Source organism: Roseospira navarrensis (assembly GCF_009601025.1).
Lineage (GTDB): Bacteria > Pseudomonadota > Alphaproteobacteria > Rhodospirillales > Rhodospirillaceae > Rhodospira > Rhodospira navarrensis.
Genome location: NZ_WIVE01000009.1, coordinates 1 through 20,823, shown reverse-complemented (window position 1 = coordinate 20,823; position 20,823 = coordinate 1). Strand labels below are relative to the sequence as shown.

The 20,823-nt window shown below is 71.0% G+C and carries 21 protein-coding genes; 11 read left to right on the top strand and 10 right to left on the bottom strand.

Annotation, left to right across the window (positions count from 1 at the left end; all coding sequences use genetic code 11):
• The first annotated feature begins 123 nt into the window (after positions 1-123).
• Together hflK and hflC are read left to right on the top strand one after the other, a co-directional pair.
• Positions 124-1,341 carry an FtsH protease activity modulator HflK gene (gene hflK / locus GHC57_RS04710; protein WP_153341699.1) on the top strand — a complete coding sequence of 406 codons (1,218 nt, stop codon included), beginning with the start codon at positions 124-126 and terminating at the stop codon, positions 1,339-1,341.
• Positions 1,338-2,231, top strand: coding sequence for a protease modulator HflC (gene hflC / locus GHC57_RS04705; RefSeq protein ID WP_153341697.1), 894 nt, complete (start codon positions 1,338-1,340; stop codon positions 2,229-2,231). The genes hflK and hflC overlap by 4 nt, the downstream gene beginning before the upstream one ends.
• Before the next feature lie 313 nt (positions 2,232-2,544).
• Here hflC and GHC57_RS04700 read toward each other — a convergent pair whose 3' ends face one another.
• From GHC57_RS04700 to ftsE, 5 genes are all read right to left on the bottom strand, one after another.
• Complete coding sequence (locus GHC57_RS04700; RefSeq protein WP_153341826.1) at positions 2,545-4,950, bottom strand: adenosylcobalamin-dependent ribonucleoside-diphosphate reductase; 2,406 nt, start codon at positions 4,948-4,950, stop codon at positions 2,545-2,547.
• A 253-nt stretch (positions 4,951-5,203) separates the two neighbouring features.
• A complete protein-coding gene (locus tag GHC57_RS04695; protein WP_153341695.1) occupies positions 5,204-5,926 on the bottom strand; it encodes a lysophospholipid acyltransferase family protein in 723 nt (240 codons plus the stop codon).
• Complete coding sequence (locus GHC57_RS04690) at positions 5,923-6,627, bottom strand: ElyC/SanA/YdcF family protein (RefSeq protein ID WP_153341693.1); 705 nt, start codon at positions 6,625-6,627, stop codon at positions 5,923-5,925. The genes GHC57_RS04695 and GHC57_RS04690 overlap by 4 nt, the downstream gene beginning before the upstream one ends.
• A gap of 23 nt (positions 6,628-6,650) precedes the next feature.
• Positions 6,651-7,544, bottom strand: coding sequence for a cell division protein FtsX (locus GHC57_RS04685; protein ID WP_153341691.1), 894 nt, complete (start codon positions 7,542-7,544; stop codon positions 6,651-6,653).
• A 36-nt stretch (positions 7,545-7,580) separates the two neighbouring features.
• The gene (ftsE, locus tag GHC57_RS04680; protein WP_170294684.1) at positions 7,581-8,381 is read right to left on the bottom strand and encodes a cell division ATP-binding protein FtsE; all 801 of its coding nucleotides are present in this window, start codon (positions 8,379-8,381) and stop codon (positions 7,581-7,583) included.
• Positions 8,382-8,532: 151 nt separating this feature from the next.
• On the opposite strand from ftsE, the gene GHC57_RS20220 reads away from it, so the two are divergent.
• The gene (locus GHC57_RS20220) at positions 8,533-9,522 is read left to right on the top strand and encodes a DUF3426 domain-containing protein (protein WP_153341689.1); all 990 of its coding nucleotides are present in this window, start codon (positions 8,533-8,535) and stop codon (positions 9,520-9,522) included.
• Between the two features lie 103 nt (positions 9,523-9,625).
• Here the strand turns inward: GHC57_RS20220 and GHC57_RS04670 are convergent, their stop codons facing one another.
• Complete coding sequence (locus GHC57_RS04670; protein ID WP_153341687.1) at positions 9,626-10,705, bottom strand: MaoC family dehydratase; 1,080 nt, start codon at positions 10,703-10,705, stop codon at positions 9,626-9,628.
• A gap of 86 nt (positions 10,706-10,791) precedes the next feature.
• Entirely contained in the window at positions 10,792-11,688 is an 897-nt protein-coding gene (locus GHC57_RS04665) for an HpcH/HpaI aldolase/citrate lyase family protein (RefSeq protein WP_153341685.1), read from the bottom strand.
• 179 nt (positions 11,689-11,867) lie between these two features.
• Between GHC57_RS04665 and pdxY the strand changes: the two genes are divergently transcribed.
• Together pdxY and GHC57_RS04655 are read left to right on the top strand one after the other, a co-directional pair.
• Entirely contained in the window at positions 11,868-12,725 is an 858-nt protein-coding gene (gene pdxY / locus GHC57_RS04660; protein WP_153341683.1) for a pyridoxal kinase, read from the top strand.
• A gap of 206 nt (positions 12,726-12,931) precedes the next feature.
• Positions 12,932-13,390 carry a hypothetical protein gene (locus GHC57_RS04655; RefSeq protein ID WP_153341681.1) on the top strand — a complete coding sequence of 153 codons (459 nt, stop codon included), beginning with the start codon at positions 12,932-12,934 and terminating at the stop codon, positions 13,388-13,390.
• Between the two features lie 10 nt (positions 13,391-13,400).
• Here the strand turns inward: GHC57_RS04655 and GHC57_RS04650 are convergent, their stop codons facing one another.
• Positions 13,401-14,966, bottom strand: a complete 1,566-nt coding sequence (locus GHC57_RS04650) for a cryptochrome/photolyase family protein (RefSeq protein ID WP_153341679.1) — start codon at positions 14,964-14,966, stop codon at positions 13,401-13,403.
• Between the two features lie 145 nt (positions 14,967-15,111).
• Between GHC57_RS04650 and GHC57_RS04645 the strand changes: the two genes are divergently transcribed.
• The 3 genes from GHC57_RS04645 to GHC57_RS04635 are packed head-to-tail and all read left to right on the top strand — an operon-like array spanning position 15,112 to position 16,824.
• Positions 15,112-15,870, top strand: coding sequence for a tetratricopeptide repeat protein (locus GHC57_RS04645; RefSeq protein ID WP_153341677.1), 759 nt, complete (start codon positions 15,112-15,114; stop codon positions 15,868-15,870).
• A 1-nt stretch (position 15,871) separates the two neighbouring features.
• Positions 15,872-16,564, top strand: coding sequence for a hypothetical protein (locus GHC57_RS04640; RefSeq protein ID WP_153341675.1), 693 nt, complete (start codon positions 15,872-15,874; stop codon positions 16,562-16,564).
• On the top strand, positions 16,564-16,824 hold the full coding sequence (locus tag GHC57_RS04635) for a hypothetical protein (protein ID WP_153341673.1): 261 nt from the start codon (positions 16,564-16,566) through the stop codon (positions 16,822-16,824). Before GHC57_RS04640 ends, GHC57_RS04635 begins: the two co-directional genes overlap by 1 nt.
• 201 nt (positions 16,825-17,025) lie before the next feature.
• On the opposite strand, the gene GHC57_RS04630 is transcribed toward GHC57_RS04635, so the two are convergent.
• Positions 17,026-17,994 (bottom strand): polyprenyl synthetase family protein, encoded by a 969-nt coding sequence (locus GHC57_RS04630; RefSeq protein ID WP_153341823.1) that lies wholly within the window; start codon positions 17,992-17,994, stop codon positions 17,026-17,028.
• Between the two features lie 399 nt (positions 17,995-18,393).
• On the opposite strand from GHC57_RS04630, the gene GHC57_RS04625 reads away from it, so the two are divergent.
• The 3 genes from GHC57_RS04625 to GHC57_RS04615 all read left to right on the top strand — a co-directional run bounded on the left by GHC57_RS04625 (position 18,394) and on the right by GHC57_RS04615 (position 19,753).
• The gene (locus GHC57_RS04625; protein WP_153341671.1) at positions 18,394-18,621 is read left to right on the top strand and encodes a putative signal transducing protein; all 228 of its coding nucleotides are present in this window, start codon (positions 18,394-18,396) and stop codon (positions 18,619-18,621) included.
• Positions 18,618-19,418 carry a tRNA1(Val) (adenine(37)-N6)-methyltransferase gene (locus GHC57_RS04620; protein WP_343031106.1) on the top strand — a complete coding sequence of 267 codons (801 nt, stop codon included), beginning with the start codon at positions 18,618-18,620 and terminating at the stop codon, positions 19,416-19,418. The genes GHC57_RS04625 and GHC57_RS04620 overlap by 4 nt, the downstream gene beginning before the upstream one ends.
• Positions 19,419-19,507: 89 nt before the next feature.
• Positions 19,508-19,753 (top strand): succinate dehydrogenase assembly factor 4, encoded by a 246-nt coding sequence (locus GHC57_RS04615; RefSeq protein ID WP_153341669.1) that lies wholly within the window; start codon positions 19,508-19,510, stop codon positions 19,751-19,753.
• An 84-nt stretch (positions 19,754-19,837) separates the two neighbouring features.
• Here GHC57_RS04615 and GHC57_RS04610 read toward each other — a convergent pair whose 3' ends face one another.
• A complete protein-coding gene (locus tag GHC57_RS04610) occupies positions 19,838-20,449 on the bottom strand; it encodes a nucleoside 2-deoxyribosyltransferase (protein ID WP_153341667.1) in 612 nt (203 codons plus the stop codon).
• Positions 20,450-20,823: the final 374 nt, after the last annotated feature.

Genomic DNA, 20,823 nt, shown 5'->3' with positions numbered 1-20,823 from the left:
GCAACGGCCCAGGTGTCCTATACCGGGGCCAGCTTTAAGGGTATCCCGATGGAATCGGGGTGTGCCGGTGGCCCGGGTGCGTACCCTCAGGCCTGGAACATGGAAGCGGAAGGATAATCGTCAATGGCATGGAATCCGCAAGGCGGCGGTGGCGGCGGTCCCTGGGGCGGCGGCGGCAACGGCGGCGGCGGGGGCAACGGCCCCTGGGGTCGCGGCACCGGCGGCGGGTCCTCGGGCGGCGGTCCCCGGAACCCGCCCCCGGACCTGGAAGAGATGCTGCGGCAGGGCCAGGAGCGCCTGCGCGGCCTGATGCCCAAGAATCTCGGCCCCAAGGCCGTGGGCCTGGGCATTCTGGTTCTGGTGGCGCTATGGGGTCTGACCGGGTTCTACCGGGTGCAGACGGACGAGCAGGGCGTGGTCATGCGCTTCGGCGAGTACGTGTACACCACGCAGCCGGGCCTGCACTATCACTGGCCGTACCCGATCGAGACCGCGCTGACGCCGAAGGTCACGCGCGAGAATCGGGTCGTGATCGGCTTTCGCCAGATCGGCAACAATCCCGACGCGCGCCGCGACGTGGTCGAGGAAAGCCTGATGCTGACCGGCGACGAGAACATCATCGACATCGACTTCTCGGTGGTGTGGGTGATCGACGAGGCGGGGGACTACCTCTTCAACCTGCGCGATCCCGAAGAAGCCGTGCAGTTGGCCGCGGAAAGCGCCATGCGCGAGGTGATCGGCCAGACCCCGATTCAGGTCGCCCTGACCGAGGGCCGCCAGACGGTCGAGGAAGACACCAAGGAAACGCTGCAGAGCCTGATGAACGAATACGCGGCGGGCATCCGCGTCGTGCGTGTGCAGCTTCTGAAGGTGGACCCGCCCGGTGAGGTGGTGGACGCGTTCAACGACGTGCAGCGGGCCCGCGCCGACCGCGAGCGGCTCCGCAACGAGGCCGAAGCCTACCGCAACTCGATCATCCCCGAGGCGCGCGGCGAGGCCGAGCAGCTTCTGCAGCAGGCCGAAGCCTACAAGGAAGAGATCGTCAACCGCGCCGAGGGTGACGCCGCCCGCTTCGACTCGGTCTATCAGGCCTACAGCGTGGACAAGACCGTCACCACCGAGCGAATCTATCTGGAGACCATGGAACAGGTGCTTGGCAGCGTGAACAAGGTCATCATCGGCACGGAAGGCGGCAGCGGCGTCGTGCCCTATCTGCCCCTGCCGGAGCTTCAGAACCGCATGCGGCAGAACGGGACCGGGACCACGCCCGGTGGCGGGGGCCGCAACACGCCCTCGGCCAGCAGCCTGATGGCCCCGACGGACGGGGAGGCCGCCCGATGAAAAAGTATCTGCTCGTCGGCCTTGTGGCCGTGCTCGCCCTCGGCGCCTTCGTGGCCGCCAACGCGCTGTTCATCGTGCATCAGACCGAACAGGCCATCGTGATGCAGTTCGGCGACCCGCGCCGCGTCATCAAGGAACCCGGCCTGAACGTGAAGATTCCGTTCGTCCAGAACGTGGTCTTTTACGAAAAGCGCATCATGGGCCTGAACCCGCCCGGCGAAGAGGTGATCCTCGCCGACCAGAAGCGCGTCGTGGTGGACACGTACACGCGGTGGCAGATCGAGGATCCGGTGCGCTTCTATCAGGCGGTGACGTTCGAAAACAACGCGCGGTCCCGCCTGTCGGACATCATCATCTCCGCCCTGCGCCGCGTGCTGGGTAACGTGAACCTCAGCCAGCTTCTGTCCGAGGAACGCACGGATCTCATGAACCGGATCCGCCTGCAGGTGGATGCCGAGGCCCGCGATCTGGGCATCGCGGTGACCGACGTCCGCATCCGGCGCGCCGACCTGCCCACGCAGACCAGCCAGGCCATCTTCGAGCGGATGCGCTCGGAGCGTGAACGCGAGGCCCGCGAGGCCCGCGCCCAGGGCCGCGAGCTGGCCCAGCAGATCCGGGCGCGCGCCGATCGCGAGAAGACCGTGATCGTCGCCGAGGCGCAGAACCGATCCCAGGCGATCCGCGGTCAGGGCGACGCCGAGGCCATCCGCATCTACGCCGACGCGTTCGGCCGCGACGAGTCGTTCTTCCGGTTCTATCGCTCGATGGAAGCCTATCGGAACGCCCTGTCCGACGGCGAAACCTCCATGGTGCTGTCGCCGGACAGCGACTTCTTCCGCTACTTCGGCGACATCACCGGCGGTGCGGGGACGGCGTCTCCGGCGCAATAGACCGATCCGACCGTTCGGGCCAAAACGACACCCCCCGGTGCGCCCGCCGCGCCGGGGGGTTCGTGTGTGCGGGGACTCTCTGGCACGCGGGTCTTGTCGACCCCGCAGGCGGGACCTCCGACGCAGGCGCCCTGGCCGTCGCCTTTCGCGTCGTCCTGAGCCGCTGAAAGCTGCGAAGGATCTCGATGGGCCGGGGACATCGGGCCAGAGCATTCACACTCCGGCCCGAGATCCTTCCGTCGCTTCGCTTCGTCAGGATGACGCCGATTTCTCCATGATGGCCCATGGCCGGGATGCTGCCCGCACCTGTCCCCTACCCGCAGCGGGAATGGCCGCAGCTCGTGCAGGTGTCGCAGCCTTCCTGGCGGATCAGGGTGGGCTGACCGCATTTCGGACAGAACCGCATCCCCGCCGGACGCGATGTCGGCTCGACCACCGGACCGCCGTCGCCCTCCATGGCCTGCACACTCCATGGGTCCGTCGCGATGTCCTCGGACTCGCCCAGGAACCCGGTCTCGATCATGTGCTGTTCGATCACGCCGCCGATGGCCGCCAGCAGCGACGGCACGTAGCGCCCGCCCATCCACTGGCCGCCGCGCGGGTCGAACACGGCCTTCAGCTCCTCGACCACGAAGCGGACATCCCCGCCGCGCCGGAACACGGCCGAGATCATGCGGGTCAGGGCCACCGTCCAGGCGTAATGCTCCATGTTCTTGGAATTGATGAACACCTCGAACGGGCGGCGGCGGCCTTCCGGGCCAACCACATCGTTGACGGTGATGTAGATGGCGTGGTCGCTCTCCGGCCAACGGACCTTGTAGGTCCGGCCGGGCAGCACCTCCGGCCGGTCGAGTGGCCGGGTCAGATGGACCACCCGGCCCTCGCCGGACCGACGCGCCGCCGGGTCGCGGGTCTCCGTCAGGCCGGGGCCGGCGGTGGTGGCCAGATCGTCGCCCGGATCCGCGGCCACCTCGGGCGGCAGTTCGGGCGCAGGCGTGCCCTCCGGCGCCGGCGCCTCGGGCGACACCGACGGCGCGGAGACCGTCAGCACAGCGCCGGTCACCGGGTTCGGCCGATAGGTGGTGCAGCCCTTGCAGCCGCTCTGCCACGCCTGCCAGTAGACGTCCTTGAAGGCCGCGAACGGCAGGTCCTCGGGCACGTTGATGGTCTTGGACACGGCGCTGTCGATGTACCGCTGGACGGTCGCCTGCATCACCAGATGATCGCGCGGACTGAGCGCCTGGGCATCCACGAAGGCGTCGGGCAGTGGGGCGTCCTCGCCCTTCATCACGCGGAACAACCGCCAAGCGTAGTCCGAGACGGTCTCCTCCCGGCGGCTGCCGTCGGTCTGCAGCACGGCGCGGGTGTAGGCGAAGCTGAACACCGGCTCCAGGCCCGACGAGATGTTGTCGGCGAACAGCGAGATGGTGCCGGTGGGTGCGACCGAGGTGACCAGCGCGTTGCGGATGCCGTATTCGGCGATCCCGGCGCGCAGGTCCGCGTCCAGGGCCTGGATGGTCTCGCCCTCCAGATATTTGTCGCGGTCGAACAGCGGGAACGGCCCCTTCTCGCGCGCCAGATCAATGGACGCCGCATAGGCCGCGCGGCGCAGCGTCCCCAGCCAGTCATGAGTGAGGGCCACCGCCGCATCCGAGCCGTAGCGCGCCCCGCACAGGATCAGCGCATCGGCCAGCCCGGTGATGCCCAGGCCGATGCGGCGCTTGGTCTCCGCCTCGCGGCGCTGCTCCGGCAGGGGATAGCGCGAGACGTCGATGACGTTGTCGAGCAGGCGCACGGCGGTCGCGGTGACGTCAGCCAGCGCGTCCAGGTCCAGGCGGGCCTCCGCCGTGAACGGATCGCGCACCAGCCGGGCCAGGTTCACCGAGCCCAGCAGGCAGGTGCCATACGGGGGCAACGGCTGTTCACCACATGGATTGGTTGCATAAATCTCCTCGCAGTACCACAGATTGTTGCTGCGGTTGATGCGGTCGATGAAGATGACGCCCGGCTCGGCGTAGTCATAGGTGGACCGCATGATGCGATCCCACAGGTCGCGGGCGCGCACGGTGCGGTGCACCACGCCGTCGAACACCAGATCCCAGGCCGCATCGGCCTCCACGGCCGCCATGAAGGCGTCGGTGGCCAGCACCGACAGGTTGAACATGCGCAGCCGCCCGGGCTCGCGCTTGGCCTCGATGAAGGCCTCGATATCCGGATGGTCGCACCGCAGGGTGGCCATCATGGCGCCGCGCCGCGAGCCCGCGCTCATGATGGTGCGGCACATGGAGTCCCACACATCCATGAACGACAGCGGGCCGGAGGCATCGGCGCCCACCCCGTGAACAGGCGCGCCCTTCGGCCGCAGGGTGGAGAAGTCGTAGCCGATGCCCCCGCCCTGCTGCATGGTCAGCGCGGCTTCGCGCAGGTGATCGAAGATGCCGCCCATGTCGTCCGGGACGGTGCCCATGACGAAGCAGTTGAACAGGGTCACCTTGCGGTCGGTGCCGGCCCCGGCGAGGATGCGGCCCGCCGGCAGCACCTTGAAGTCCTCCAGGGCGGCGCGGAACCGCTGCCGCCAGGTCTCCGGGTCCGCTTCGACGGCGGCCAGCGCCCGGGCGACGCGGTCCAACGTATCCGCCACCGATTTATCCACAGGCTCGCCCGCCGGCGTCTTGAGCCGGTACTTCATGTCCCAGATCTGGTGGGCGATCGGCGCCATGGGCGGCGAGACGGGCTCCGTCACGGCAATGCGTCCTCTGAGTGTCGGGGGGCGACGGCATCGCGGGGCCAAGTCTGGTCATCGCGCCCGCGCGCAGACGCGGAGAAGATGTACGACCCCTGACGCGATGCGTCAAGCAATGTTCCTGGTTCGTTCCAACCGCCTGACCGAACGCCGGCGAGTCGGCGGCCGGCATCCACAGACTTATCCACAGGCCTATCCCTCCCTGAACGGGTGGGTCGGACCCACCCGCTTACTCCCGTTCCGGAGGCGGCAGCGCGGCCACGGCCTCTTCGATGCGGGTGTGCAGCGTGTTCAGAAACGCCCGGCGATCAAGGCCGCGCTCCACCGGCGGCAGCATGCGCAGGGTCACGGTGCCCGGATCCTTGCGGAATGCCCGCCGGCCCCACAGCAGGCCGGAGTTCAGCGCCACCGGCACCACCGGCACGTCCGGAAAACGGGCGTAGAGGGCGGCAACGCCCGGATGATACGGGCGGCTGTCGCCGGGCGCGGTGCGGGTGCCCTCGGGGAAGATCACGATCTGTCGCCCCTCCGCCAGCGCCGTCTCGCAGGCGTGCAGCATGCCCCGCAGCGCCTGGGCCCCGGCGGCGCGGTCGATCCCGATCATGCCGCCGGCCCGCATGTACCACCCGACGAAGGGAATGCGGAACAGCTCCCGTTTGAGGATATAGACCGGATCGTCCAGCAGCCCGTGAAACAGGAAGGTATCGAAGGCGCTCTGGTGCTTGGCGGCCACGATCACGGGGCCGTGGGCCGGCAGGTGCTCGCGCCCCTCGATCCGGTAGTGCACGCCCGCGATCACCCGGGCCATGCCGCGCAGGCCCGCCAGCCAGATCTTGCAGGCCCTCTGGACGGCGCGCGGCGGCGCCGCCAGCAGGGGCAGATAGAGGATCCCCAGCAGCAGGGTCCAGGTCACGTAGAGGATGTTGAACAGCAGGGATCGCAGGACGGTCATGTCGGCTCCGGGACGGACGGGTCGGCGGCGAGAGGGGCGTGCGTGGGCAGCCCGGGCGGCGGCTCCTCCGGCAGGTCGGCCGGCGGCAGCCCCAGCGCCACCCGGGCCAGCGCCACCAGATACTTGGCGTACTCGCGCGCCAGCAGGCCGGCGGTGCCGGGGAAGCGCCACCACTCCTCCTGCTTGACGTGCGGGGGATAGACCGGATGCGGGATCATGGTGATCTCGGGCATCAGGGCGCGGAACTCCAGCAGCGCCCGCCGCATGTGATAGGCGGCCGTGACCAAGCGCAGGCTGCGGATGCCGTTGGCGCGCACCCAGGCCCGCGTTTCCAGCGCATTGCCCTGGGTGTCGGCGGCGGCGTGGCCGAGCACGACGCGGGCGGCGACCTCGGGGGCCGGGGTGATGCCCAGAGCCTGCCACAGGTGTTCCGGCTCCACCAGGGACGGCACGCCGCTGATGAACAGCACGGCCCCCAGGTCGCGCTTCAGCAGGTCGATGCCCTCCAGCAGCCGTTCGCTGCCGCCGGTCAGCACCACGATGGCATCGACGCGGCGGCTGTCCTCGGCCGAAGACGCCACCGGAATGTCGGCGGCATACCAGATCAGGCCGGCCAGCAGCCCCACGCCCAGGGCCACCGGGACGATCAGCACGATCAGGACCCTGCGGGTCATGGCGCGGGGCGAGAGGTCTCTGGGCACGGGCTCGTCCGTCCTGTGCACGGTCACGGCATACGGGCCAGGGTGCGCAGCACCGTGAGACGGGCCGTCACCATGGCCAGGCCCGCGGCCGCGAAGGGCAGCGTGGTCAGCAGGATCCAGTCCACCACCGTCAGTCCGACGGACGGAACCAGGCCGCCCTTCATGCGGCCGACCAGCACCCCGATCCCGGCCAGGACCGGCAGGGCCAGCATGAAACCCCCGGCCCCGCCTTTCAACCCCTGCAACAGCGCGTGGGCGGCGAACTGCCGCGCGATGTAGTCGTCCTGCGCGCCGATCATGTGCAGGATCTCGATCACCGGGCGATGGGTCGCCAGTCCGGCGTGCGTGGCATGGATCACCGCCACGGCGGTCGCGGCCCCGATCACCAGCACCACGGTCAGGCCCAGCAGCCCGACGGCCTGGCCCAGGTCCAGCAGGCGGGACAGCCACAGGCGGTGCTCGTCCAGGGTGGCCCCGGGAACCGCCGCACGCAGAGCCTCGCCCATGGCCGCCGGATCGACCTCCGGCACCGCATCGGGGCGCATCACGATGTCGATCAGGCGCGGCATGGGCAGGTCCTCCAGGACCTCGCCGGCGCCGATCCACGGCTCGATCAGGGCGGTCAGTTCCTCGCCGCTCAGCGCCCGCACGGACGCCACCCCCGGCTGCGCGCGCAGCACGTCCAGGGCGCGCGCCACCCGCTCGTCGGTCGCGGCCTTGGCGGTCTCGCCCAGGCCGGGCACGGGTGGAATCTGCGCCGTCAGGTTACCGGCCACGTCGCGGGTCCAGCGGTCCAGCACGTTGTCCAGCGCCAGCCCCCCCGCCGCCGCCAGCACGGCCAGGAACACCATCACGGCGACCAGCACCGTCACCAGGGTGCTGGATCGGTCGCGGGCAAGGGGAAGGTCGGTGTGCATGATGGCGGACCGGACTCGGCGCGGACGGGGTGGGGCTCAGACGGGCCGCTGACCGGCGCGCGGCCGTTGCGGACCGGCGGCGGCGGCGGGCGCGGGATCGGTGGCCGGCAGCGGCGGCAGGCAGGTCAGCCCGCCCGCGTCCAGGTGCAGGCGCGGATGGGGAAACCGGCGCACAAGCTGCTCGTTGTGGGTGGCGATCAGGACCGTGGTGCCCATCTTGTTCAGTTCCTCGAACAGGTGCAGCAGGCGCGTGGCGATGCGGTCGTCCACGTTCCCGGTCGGCTCGTCCGCCAGCAGCAGGTCCGGCCGGTTGATGACGGCCCGCGCGATCGCCACCCGCTGCTTCTGGCCGCCCGACAGAGTCGGCGGCCGCGCATCCAGGTGGTCGGCCAGCCCGACCCAGGCCAGCAGTTCGGGGACGTGATGGCGGATGTCGGACTCGGGCACCCCGGCCACCCGCAGCGGCAGGGCCACATTGTCCATGGCGGACAGGTGATTGATCAAGCGAAAGTCCTGGAAGACGACGCCCATGCGGCGGCGCAGGCGCGGCAGCACGGTACGCGGAGCGCGGGTCACGTCGCGGCCGAACAGGGTGACCGCACCGCGAGTCGGCCGCAGCGCCAGATAACACAGCCCGAGCAACGAAGACTTGCCGGCGCCGGAACTGCCGGTCAGGAAGTGGAACGAGCCCGCGTCCAGCGTGAACGCAATATCGCGAAAGATTTCCGGCCCCAGATCATACCGCAACCCGACCTGATCGAACCGCACGACGGCGGCGCCGTCCCCGCCGCTGCCGAGACCGTCCTCCGGCCCTTCGTCGTCCGCCTCGCGCATCATGGCCCCGCCCTGCCTGCGTCCCGGTGGCGCCCGGGTGGTCCCGCCGGCCCCATTCCCCCGCGGAGACTGTCGGATTTCACGCCCGGTCGCTTGTGCCTGTTCTCGCCAAGTTCTATAACGATCATAGCTTTAGCCGCCAACCGATTGCCGCATGAAAATTCCCTGCCCCAACTGCGGAACCCGTTTTTCCGTGCCGGACCGGGCCCTCGGCCAAACCGGGCGCACGCTGAAGTGCGCGCGGTGCGGTCACAAGTGGCACCAGCACCCGGCGCCCGGAACCGAAACCCCGCCGCCCACCCCGGCCACGGACGCCGCCCCACCCGCCGAGCCGCCGCCCGGCGATCATGGGCCGCTGTCCGAGCATCTGGGCATGGCGCCGCCGCCCCCGGTCGATGAGGCCGAGGACGACGTGCCCCCCATGACCAGCGAACCGCCGGAGGGGCGTGGTCGCGATGTCTGGCCGGACGGCTCGGGCCGCGATGCAGCCGGATCGGCCGCCGACGACAGTGACGACTTCGATTTCGACGACATCCTGGCCCGCCTGGAATCCCAGGAGAAGGAGCGCACGGGCCGCAGCGACCGGACATCCGACGACCGCGACACGTTCGGCGACGACGATTTGCCCGGCGTGCTGCGCGGCCGCCTGGGCGATCAGGCGCGCGGCCGCCGCCGTCCGCCGGCCTGGGCCTCCTGGCTGATGGTGGGCGTGGTGGTCGTGGCCGGCGCGCTGGGTGGGCTTTATTTCCTGCGCGACACCGTCGTGGGCGTGGTGCCCGCGGCCGAGCCGGTCTACACCGCGCTCGGCATTCCGCTCACCCGCCCGGGCCTCGGCCTGGAGTTCGAGAACGTGGTGCCCACCCGCGAGATGGTCGATGACGACGAGATCCTGGTGGTGCGCGGGTTCATCAACAATATCAGCGAGGTCGAACGGCCCGTGCCGGGCCTGCGTCTGACGCTGAACGACGAGGCCGGCGCGATGGTTCAGCAGATGACCGCACCGCCGCCCGTGGACGCGCTGCCACCGGGCGAGACGGCACCGTTCCGCATCACCCTTCGCAACCGGCTGCCCGACGCCGTGCAGATCGAGGTGGCGTTCACCGAACGCCCGGCCGACCCCATGATGGCCCCGCCCGCGCAGTAGCGCGCGGCGACGCCACCCGGATGGAACCGCCGCGTACGGCACCTCCCCTGGCGGGGTCCGCCTTCGGGGCGAACCCGTCCTCCAGGAGGGCGCGCGCCCCCGGCTACACGCGCCGGGGCATCAGCACGGTGTAGTCCAGGTCCAGCACCACGCCGTCCTGGTACCGGCCGTCCTCGTCCTTGTACGGGAAGTCCCCGCACTCCCGGTCCTTCACGGCCACCGTGCGCAGGCGCAGCGCGCCCACATCGGCGCGGTCGGGCAGCTCCATCTTGTCCAGCACCTCGGTCCAGGCCTGGATGGTGTCGCCCGCGAAGCACCCGTTCACATGCGCGCCGGCGTTGATGGCCGCCACGCGGAAGCCGTTGGCCATGCCGTTGAAGCTCATCGCCCGGGCCAGACTGATGATGTGCCCGCCATAGATCAGACGGCGGCCCATCGGGCCCTGGGCCTGGAACATGTGGTTGAAGTGGACCTTGGCGGTGTTCTGGTACAGGCGCGTCGCCATCTGGTGCTCGGCGTCCTCCAGGGTCATGCCGCCATGGTGGTCGATTCGCTCACCGACCGCATAGTCCTCCCACAGATGTTCCTGTCCGACCAGTTCGGGGTCGTAGTCGTTCAGGTCCAGTCCGTCGGGCACGATCAGGTCGGCGGCCGGCACCACGTCGGTCAGCTCCGGGATCTCCGGCGGATTGAGGGGGGTGCTGTCGTCGCCGGGATGGCGCTTGCGCACCATGACCCAGCGCACATAGTCCACCACCACCTCGTCGTCCTGGTTCACGCCTGTGGTGCGGACGTAGACCACGCCCGCCTTGCGGTTGGAGTTCTCCTTCAGGCCGATCACGCGCGACGTGGCCCGCAGCGTGTCGCCGGCGTACACGGGCACACCGAAGACGCATTCCGCATAGCCCAGGTTGGCGATGGCGTTCAGCGAGATGTCGGGGACGCTCTTGCCGAACACCATGTGGAAGACCAGCATGTCCTCCAGCGGCATGTCGTCATAGCCCAGGTCCATGGCCATTTCCGCCGAGCAATGCAGCGGAAAGCGCGACCCGTACAGCGCGATGTAAAGCGCCTGGTCGCCCTCGGTGACCGTGCGCGGGGTCGAATGGACGATCTCCTGATCGAGGTGGAAATCCTCGAAATAGTTCCCGGGGTTGGTCTTCGAGTGGGGACTCGCGGTCATCGGGACTCTCCTGGACGGCCAAGGGGATGGCCATGGGGGCGGATAATAGGACGAAGCGGACGACGGGCCGGCGGGGCCGGCGGGGGTCAGCCCTGCGCGGCGGCCAGATCGGCCTCAAGCGCCGCAATGGCATCGGCGAGCGCGACCAGCCGGCGCGCGTTCACCACGTGCAGGTTCTCGACCAGCTTGCCGTCCACGACCACGACGCCCTGCCCCGCCTTCTCGGCCTCGGCGTGGGCCTCGATGATGCGGCGCGACCAGGCCACCTCGTCCGCGCTCGGCGCGAAGGCGTCGTTGGCGGCGGCCACGGTCTTGGGGTGGATCAGCGTCTTGCCGTCGAAGCCCATCTCCAGGCCCTGGCGACAGGCGGCGGCGAAGCCCTCGGCGTCGTTCAGGTCCAGGTACACGCCATCCAGGATGGCCAGCCCATGGGCGCGGGCGGCCAGCAGGCACAGACCCAGCGAGGTGACCATGGGCAGGCGCATCGGCGTGTGATGGCAGTGCAGATCCTTGGCCAGATCGGACGTGCCCATGACGAAGCCGCCCAGCCGGGGCGAGGCGCCGGCGATCTCCGCCGCGTGCAGCATGCCCAGCGGGGTTTCCATCATGCACCAGATCAGCGTCGTCTCGGGCGCGCCCTTGGCCTCCAGGATGGCCTCGACCTGCCGGACGGTGTCGGCGCTTTCCACCTTGGGCAGCAGCACGCCGTCACAGCCGCTGCTCGCGGCGGCCTCGATGTCGGCATAGCCCCACGGGGTGTTCAGCCCGTTGGTGCGGATCAGCACCTCTCGCTTGCCATAGCCCCCGCTGGCGGCGGCGGCGACCACATTGGCGCGGGCCTCCACCTTGGCGTCGGGGGCGACGGCATCTTCCAGGTCCAGGATCAGGCCGTCGGCGGCGAGCGTCTTCGCCTTCTCCAGCGCACGGGTGTTCGACCCGGGCATGTAGAGCACGCTGCGGCGGGGACGGGCGGGAGCAGCCATGATGGAATTCCTCCGGTTCGTTCCTGTCCTGACGGGACCCGGCATCACCCAGGGCGTGACCGGGGACGCGGGGCGGCACACTATAAATGAACGCCGGGACGTGGCAAGCTGCGTACCGCAGCGCAAACCGCCGCCCCGCCGCACCCGCCACCGTTTCCGAACCGGAATTCTCTCGCCTCATGGCCGTCCTGTCGATCCAGAGCCACGTCTCCGCCGGGCACGTGGGCAACGCTGTCGCCGTGCCCGCGCTCCAGTTCCTGGGCCGCGATGTCTGGCCCGTGCACACCGTCCTGTTTTCCAATCACCCCGGCCACGGCGCGTTCCAGGGCGGCGCGGTCCCCCCCGATCTGGTGGCGGCCTGCCTGCGCGGGCTGGCGGATCATGCGGCGTGGCCGGCGCGCGAGGCCGTGCTGTCGGGCTATCTGGGCCAGCCCGGGACGGCGGAGGCGGTGGCCGAGGTGGTGGACGCGGCCCGCGCGGACCGCGCCGCCCTGCCCTACCTGTGCGACCCGGTGATGGGCGACACGGGCCCGGGGCTCTACGTGGACGACGCGATTCCCGAGGCCATGCGGCGGCTGCTGATTCCCCGGGCCACCATCGCCACCCCCAACCGCTTCGAGCTGGAGGTGCTGACCGGCCGCCCCTGCCCCGATCTGGCCGCGACCGTGGAGGCCGCCAGGACGCTGTCGGCACTCGGGCCGCCGGTGGTGGTCGTGACCAGCGTGGACGCGCCGGACGGACCGGAACCGTCGGCGGCCCGCTGCCTGGTGACGGCCGGCGGCGCGGCCTGGGTGGTGGCCTCGCCCCGGCTGCGCTTTCCCCAGGCGCCGAACGGCGCGGGCGATCTGCTGGCCGCCCTGTTCCTGCATCACTGGCTTCTGGATCCCCGCCCCCAGGTGGCCCTGAGCGCCGCCGTGTCGGGCCTGTTCGCCGTGCTGGAGGCGACGGTTCCCACCGGGGGGCGCGAGCTCGCGCTGCTGGCGGGCCGGGCCGCCATGGCCGAGCCCGCGCGGGTATGGGGGCCGATCCGGTTGTAAGACCAGCGGCACCGGCCCGCTCCCCCACCCGGCCACCCACAGGATCCTCGTATTGGGTGGCCGGGTGGGGGAGCGGGCCGGCCACGGGCTACACCAAGCATCGTCAGATGCCGTTGGAAAAACCGTGCGGGAAAGGGCGGGACATGACCCGATCCCCCGAGGCAGACTGGGGGTGTCTGGTTCTTTTCCCCTCCGGAGACACCCCGATGCCCCGCGTTCCTGCCCGTGCCCGCCTCGCCCTGCCGCTGGTTCCCGTGCTCCTGGCGCTCGCCGCCGCGCCCCCCGGCCACGCCCGCGATGCCATCCGGACCCCGCAGGTGGGCGACCCAGACCGCAAGGCCATCCTGAATGCCCTGCGGCCGGCCGTGGAGGCCGCCCTCGGCGGTCGGGTCCTGTTCGTGGTGAACGTGCTGCGCACCGATGGCCGTTGGGCCTTCTTCCAGGGCACGCCGCAGCGCCCCGGCGGCCGGGCGGTGGACTGGACCCGCACCCCGTACGCCGAGGCTTGGCGCGCCGATGCCATGAGCGACGTGGTCATGGGGCTGGTCGCGCGCACCCCCGACGGCTGGCGTCTCGTGGACCACGTCATCGGCCCCACGGACGTGCATTGGGTCGGCTGGCGCGACGCCTACGGCCTGCCCCAGCGCCTGTTCCTGCCGGAGTGACCGGCACGGGTCAGCACCGCTTCGGCCCGTGCAATCGCTCCAGGAACACCCCCGCATCCCGGCGCACGGCCTGCCGGTGGTCCTCGTCCATCCGGTCCCAGGTCCGGTACACCGGCCCCAGCCGGGGATTGCGGCCGAGCGCATCGCGGTGCCGGGCCAGGAAATCCCAGTACAGGACATTGAACGGGCAGGCGTCGGGTCCCGTCTTGTCCTTCACCTTGTACCGGCACCCGCTGCAATAGTCCGACATGCGGTTGATGTAGTTGCCGCCGGCCGCGTAGGGCTTGGAGCCGAGCAGCCCGCCGTCCGCGAACTGGCTCATGCCGAGCGTGTTCGGCAGTTCCACCCACTCGTAGGCATCGGCGTACACCGCCAGATACCAGTCATGCACCGCCTTGGGATCGACGCCCGCCAGCATGGCGAAGTTGCCCGTGACCATCAGACGCTGGATGTGGTGGGCATAGGCCTCCCGCAGCGTCTGGGTGATGCAGGCGCGCAGGCAGGCCATGTCGGTCTCGCCGGTCCAGTAGAACGCGGGCAGCGGCGCAGTGTGGCCCAGGTGGTTGCGCTCGATGTAGCCGGGCATGGTCAGCCAGTAGATCCCGCGCACGTACTCCCGCCAGCCGATGATCTGGCGGATGAACCCCTCGGCGGCGTTCAGGGGCACGGCGCCGGCGCGCCACGCGGCCTCGACCCGGCGGCACACGGCCATCGGATCGAGCAGCCCGACGTTGAGATACTGCGCGATCACGGCGTGGAACAGGAACGGCTCGTCCCGCACCATAGCGTCCTGATAGGCGCCGAAGCGGGCCAGGCCGGTTTCGACAAAGTGGTCGAATGCCTCTTCGGCCTGCGCGCGGGTCACACCGAACCGGAACGGCTCCAGGTCGCCGACGTGGTCCGGGAAGCGGGCGGCCACGAGGTCGAGCACCGCCCGTGTGGTGGCGTCCACCGGAAACCGCGCCGGGCCGGGCGCGGACACCCCCGCCCTGGGCGGCTTGCGGTTCTCGCTATCGTAGTTCCAGCGCCCGCCGGCGGGGGCCGCGCCGTCCATCAACAGGCCGGTGCGGCGGCGCATGTCCTGATAGAAGTGCTCCATCCGCATCTGGCGGCGTCCGGCGGCCCAATGCGCGAAGTCGGCCCGGGGACAGAGAAATCGGTCATCCTCCCAGAGGTCCAGGGGCACGGGCAGACGATTTCTCAGCGCGGCCAGGTCGGCCAGCACCCGCCATTCGCCCGGTTCCGTGACCACCACCCGGTCGCACGGGTGACGGTCCAGGGCGCGCGCGACCTCTCCGGCAAGCGTGCCCGTGCTGTCCGGATCATCCAGCGGGACGTAGTCCACGGCCCATCCCGCCGCCGCCAGTTCGGCCGCGAAATGCCGCATGGCGGAAAAGACGAAGGCGATCTTCTTTTTGTGATGGCGGACATAGGTGGCCTCGCCCATCACCTCCGCCATCAGCACGCGGTCGCGGGCGGGATCACCGTCGCGCAAGGCCGCGGCGGCGGGGGAAAGCTGGTCGCCCAACACCAGGATCAGGCGGCCGGTCGCGGGCGTTTCGGCAGAGTCGGTCATGGGGCGGGTCATCTCGCGGGTCGGGCGGGTGCCGTGAGAACGGCACGGGGTCGGTGTACGGACGGCGGCGGCATCCTGGTTTTCCCGTGCGGGCGGGGTGGGATAGGATGCCTCTTGTCACTGCACGGAACCAGGAGCCCTTTCGATGATCGGACGGCTTGGGAGACCCAAGACCCCTTGGCCCCTGCCACGGCGACGCCCGTTCGCCGCTTTGATGGTCGGGCTCGGCCTGATCGCCGGGACTCACGCGGCCCCCCCTGCGGCCCACGCGGACTCCCCCCTGCGCGAGGCCATCACCCTGTATCAGCAAGGCCGCCACGCCGAGGCCGCCCGGTTGTTCGAGCAGGCCGCCGAGTCCGGCAGCGTCCAGGCGCAGTTCAATCTGGGGGTCATGTACGACAGCGGCGTGGGCGTGCCGGAGGATGACGCCGCCGCCGCCCGCTGGTACCGCCGCGCCGCCGAGCAGGGCGACGCCCAGGCCCAGTTCAATCTCGCCCTGCTGCACGACGGCGGCGACGGCGTTCCCCGGGACCGGACCGCAGCCGCGCGGTGGTACCGGGCCGCCGCCAAACAGGGTGTGGCCCGCGCCCAGTTCAACCTCGCCCGCATGCATGAGATCGGCGAGGGCGTGGCCCTCGACCGAGAGGCCGCCCGTGTGTGGTACCGGCGCGCGGCCGAGCAGGGGTTCCTGAAGGCCCAGGTGAACCTGGGCCTGCTCCATCTGGAAGGCACCGGGCAGCCGCACGACGCCATCGAGGCGTATGTGTGGCTCCGGCGGGCGCTGGCGCAGGGCCACACGCCGGCACGCGGCCCGCTGGACGCGCTGGAACGGCGTATGTCCCCGGCCGCGCTTTCCGAGGCCCGGGCGCGGCTGGCCGCGCCCCCCGCGACCGGGTCGCCCTGACATGACGGCGCGGCCCGTGCGCCGCCGCTGGCTGATCGGTCTTGTCGCGGTGCTGGCGCCGGTCAACCTGATCCTGTTCGCGACCGAGACGTTTCCCTTCGACGTCCTGGCGGACTGGCACCGGGCGGTCGGCCTGCGCTATTCCGGATTGATGGTGGTCGCCATGGTGGGCCTGATGGTCGCCCAGATGGCCGCGATCCTGGCGGTGGTGCGGCTCGTCGCCCCGCATCCGGCGGCCCCGCCGACACTTGCCGCCCCCCCGGTCAGCGCCCCGGAGACCCTGTGGCTGCCCCACCACGATGTGCACGCCCGTGTGCTGCGCCTGCCGCGCACGGGCCCCGGCGGCGCTGAAACGGATCGCAGCCAAGCGCCGCGCCTGGATCGGGGCTATTACGTGTCCGTCCCGGGCGGGTTCGCCGGGATGTTCGACACGGCGCAGGGGCCGGTCTTCTTCCTGGATGACCGGCGGATCCCCCTGGACGACTCCGTGCGCTGCACGGTGACGCCGGGGCGGCGGCGGTCCGTGTTCCGTCTGTGGCGCGGGGACTCGCTGGACGTGGACCTGAGCTACGCCCCCCCCACCGACATCGACGTCGGTGATGCCTTCAGCAGCGCCTTTGACCGCGACTTCTTCGTCTGGCTGGCCGAAAGCCACGCCGAGGGTCGCCACCAGCCCGCCCCGGAGAGCCCGTGATGCCCTGCTACCTGTTCGTTTTCAACGAGACCACAGGCACCTTCCCGGAACGCTACCGCGTGGTGAGGGATCACGAGGCGGCCGACGCCCTGCGCGCGGCGGAAGACCTGACCGGCACCGTGCCCGAAGCCGCCGCCGACGCCTTCCTGGAGGCGTTGACCGCGCGCTTTCCGCCCGGATCCGCCAGCCGGGCCGAAAAGGTGAGCGCCACCCGCTGGGAAACCGTCGCGCGCAGCTACGCGGGACTGTTCCGCGATTGATGCCGGTCGCCGAACAGGGCGTCATACTGATCGGCGATGAGCCGGACTCGTCCGGTTCATCGCCTCCGCCGCTTCGCGGCGCCGGCCCTGTCGGGCCGGCCGGCCGACAAAAAAGGTGAACCTTTACGTCGGCCGGTGTCAGGCAAAGGGGGCGGCGCGGCTTGGCACGGTGGTTTTCGGCACGGCCGCCGCCCATCGGGATCAGTACGCGCGGGCCACGCTGAAGTCGGCGACCTCGTTCAGGATGGTCTTCACGCGGCTGTCCGGGAACATGTCGAGCGACCGGCGCGCCGCCTCGGCGTATTCATGCGCCCGGGCCACCGTCACCTTCAGGGCGTCGTGCCGGGCCAGCAGGGTCATGGCGTGGGCCAGATCGGCCTCGGCCTCCGGATCGCTGAAGTCCTGCTCTTCCAGGCAGCGCGCCCAGAACGCCCGCTCCTCGTCGTCCGCCTGGGCGATGGCGTGGATGACCGGCAGGGTCAGTTTGCCGTCGCGGAAGTCGTCGCCGATGGACTTGCCCAGTTCGGCCTCGCGCGCCGAATAGTCCAGGAAGTCGTCGGCGATCTGGAACGCGATGCCCAGGTTGCGGCCGTAGGCTTCCAGCGCGTCCAGTTCCGCCACCGGCCGGCCGGCGGCGACACCGCCGATGCGGGTGGCGGCCGCGAACAGGGCGGCGGTCTTGGCGCCGACCACGTCCAGATAGTCGGTTTCCGTCGTCTCGATGTTGTTGGCGGTCAACAACTGGTGGATCTCGCCCTCCGAGATCACCGCCGACGCCCGGGACAGGATGCCCATGACCTCCAGCGAGCCGTCCTGCACCATCAGTTCGAACGAGCGCGCGAACAGGAAGTCCCCCACCAGCACGCTCGGCTTGTTGCCCCAGATGGCATTCGCCGTATCGCGCCCGCGCCGCTTGTCGCTTTCGTCCACGACATCGTCATGCAGCAGGGTGGCGGTGTGCAGGAACTCGATGCAGGCGGCCAGCGTAATATGCCGGTCGCCCTCGTAGCCGACCAGCTTGGCCGCCGCCAGGGTCAGCAGCGGGCGCAGACGCTTGCCGCCGGCCGCGATGATATGCCCGGCGAGCTGGGGAATCAGCGCGATCGGGCTGTGCATGCGGTCCAGGATGGTCTGGTTGACCTGCTTCAGGTCCTCCCCGACCAGATCCATCAGGGCATCGAAGGCGACCTTGCGGCCGTCCTCGGGAGAAGCGTCGGGTGGCGTGGACTGTGTCGAGGCGTTCACTGTGGCGACCAGGGGCAAGGATCAGAGGGGGCCGCGCGGCCCGGGGCGAACCGGGGCCCGGCGCGGCGGGCCGGACAGGCCCAACGGGCACGCGGGACTTGACGCCCCGGTGCGGGCGACCGGAGCATAGGTGCGCGCTTCAATCGGGGTCAAGGGTCATGGCGTCCCCGACGCACGCGGCCGCCGCACCGGGTTGGCGGGCCGTCGCGATGATGACTGTGTGACCGGCCCGACCGGGCCGGCGCCGCGAGGCGGCGAAGACGATGAAACGGATCCGTCCGGGTCATCTCCGAATTCATGTGAAAAGCCGGGAGCCGATTGACGATGGACGCACTGGCGGAACTGACGGTGGTGGAAGACCCGGTGTTTCTGTCCTGGCTGCTGGCCTGCCTGCGCCAGGAGGACATCGCGGCCACCGTGACCGACCGCCACACCAGCGCGGCCCTGGGCGGCGCGGTGGGCGCCATCCGCGCCCGGGTGTGGGTGCCGGCGGACCGGCTGCCCCATGCCCGCTGGGTCCTGGAGCAGGCCCGCGAGGACCCCGAGCCGTGAGCCTCGCCCCCGACCGGCCGGACACCCCGGAAGAGTGCGGCCTGCTGGACGGACGGGTGCGCCTGTTGCAGCCGGCGCGGGGCTACCGGGTGGCCATGGACCCGGTGCTGCTGGCGGCGGCGGTGCCCCTGGACGGACCCGGTCCCGTGCGGCGCGTGCTGGACGCGGGCGCGGGCACCGGCGCGGCCGCGCTCTGCCTGCTGGCGCGGGCGGGGACGGATGTCGCCGTGACCGGGCTTGAGACCGACCCGGAGACGGCCGCGCTGGCCGCGCGCTCGGCGGCGCTGAACGGGTGGGATGCGCGGCTGGAGATGGTCCGGGGCACCCTGCTGGCCCCGCCGACCCCGGTGACGGCCCGCCCTTTCGACGCCGTGCTGACCAACCCGCCCTACATGGAGGACGGCACACGGCCCCCGGACCCGGGGCGCGCGGCGGCGCACGCCACCGACATTCCCCTCGCCGCCTGGATCGGCGCCTGCCTGGACCGCCTGAGACCAAAGGGCCGGCTGGTGGTCATCCACCGCGCCGACCGGCTGGACGCGCTGCTGGCGGCCCTGACCGGACGGGCGGGCGCGGTTGAGGTGCTGCCGCTGTGGCCCGGTCCCGGCGCGGACGGCGTGCCCCGCCCCGCCCGGCGGGTGATCGTGCGGGCGCGCCTGGGTGTGCGCGGCCCGGCGACCCTGCACCCCGGGCTTGTGCTGCATGGCCCGGACGGCGCTCATACCCCGGCGGCCGAGGCCGTGCTGCGCGGCGGGGCCGCCCTGGATGCGGTCCTGCGGGGCCACTCGGGGGGTTGAATCCGCCCCGTCGGGTGCCGATCCTGATGCGGAGGCGATGAAACCGATACGGCCGTTTCGTCGCCGCTTAGAACGAAAGGCTCCGCTTGATGACCGACCGAAACCGCCCGGACCCCGCCGCCGGATGGGGCGACTCGCTGCCGCTGCCGCTGACGCCCGAGACCCCGCCGGGTCCGGCAAGGGGCGATGTCGCCCACGCCAAGCGCGCGATCCGGCGGGCCTCGCTGGAGGACGGCGCCCCGCCGACGGACACCGTGGAGGTGGGCGGCCCCAAGGGCCTGGAACCGACGCGCTACCGCGACTGGGAACAGAAGGGCCGCTGCACGGATTTCTGATCCCGGTCAGCCGGCGGTCTTATACCAGCGGCATCTGACGAGAACCGTTGCGTTGTAGCCCGTGGCCAGCCCGGCCAGGATGACTCACCCGCCGTTCGTGTTAAGGGCCCCCAGCAGGTGCTGGGCCGCCCGCCGCACCGCCGCCTCGAACGCCGTCATGTCGGTCCAGCGGGCGAGGAACTGGGTCTCCCGCACCACCACCCGCGCCGCGCCGCCCGAGTCGGTCACCACGCCGTCCAGCATCAGGTTGTCCGCCAGGCCGAAGGGCTCGACGGCCATGTCCTCCGGATCCACCGGGGTGCCGTCCTCGCGCCGGGGCAGTTCGCCCCCCAGGGCGACCGCCACGCGCTGGATGTACGGCAGCGCGGTGTTGCTGTAGGCGAACACCGGCCGGCCGCGCCCGCGCATGTAGCCCATCTCCACGGCCGTGCCGGCATCGGCACTCGGACCCCGGAACGGGGTCATGTTGGCGATCAGGGCGTCGCACGCATCCATGGTCGCGAGACAGTGGGCGGCGATCGCCAGCCCGCCCTCATGGGTCGGGTCCGGTTCCCCGGTCGGCGTGCCGTCCAGCGGAAACACGCCCTCCAGGCCCGCCGACGCGCAGATCGCCGCCTTACGGGCCCCCAGGGCGCGGGCCTCGGGGTGGAACACCTCGGGGCCGGCGAGATAGACGCGGGGGCGGGCCTCGGCCATCGGTCACCTCATGGGATGTGCGGGCGGCGGGAACGGGGGGGGGGCGCGGCCCGCCCTCTGTTGCGGACCGGGCCCCGTTTTGCTGCACCACAGCATAACGAGGTTCCCGCCCTGTCATCAATGGGGCGCCGAGAGGGCGAGCCCCGCAGACCCGGACCCGACGCCACGCGTGATTGCCCTCTTGCCAGGGCCCCAAGGCCTGCGTATGGTGCGCGTTCGGCCCGTCGCCCGGCCTCGCCGCCGCGGGGGGGGGGGGGGCCCGGGGGGTGGGCCCGGGCCCGGGCCCCCCCCGGGGGGGGTCAGGGCGAAGCCCGGGATCCCCCGTTGGGGAGGGGGTTAGGCAAACCATTGGGAATGGGGGGGGGGGGGGGTTA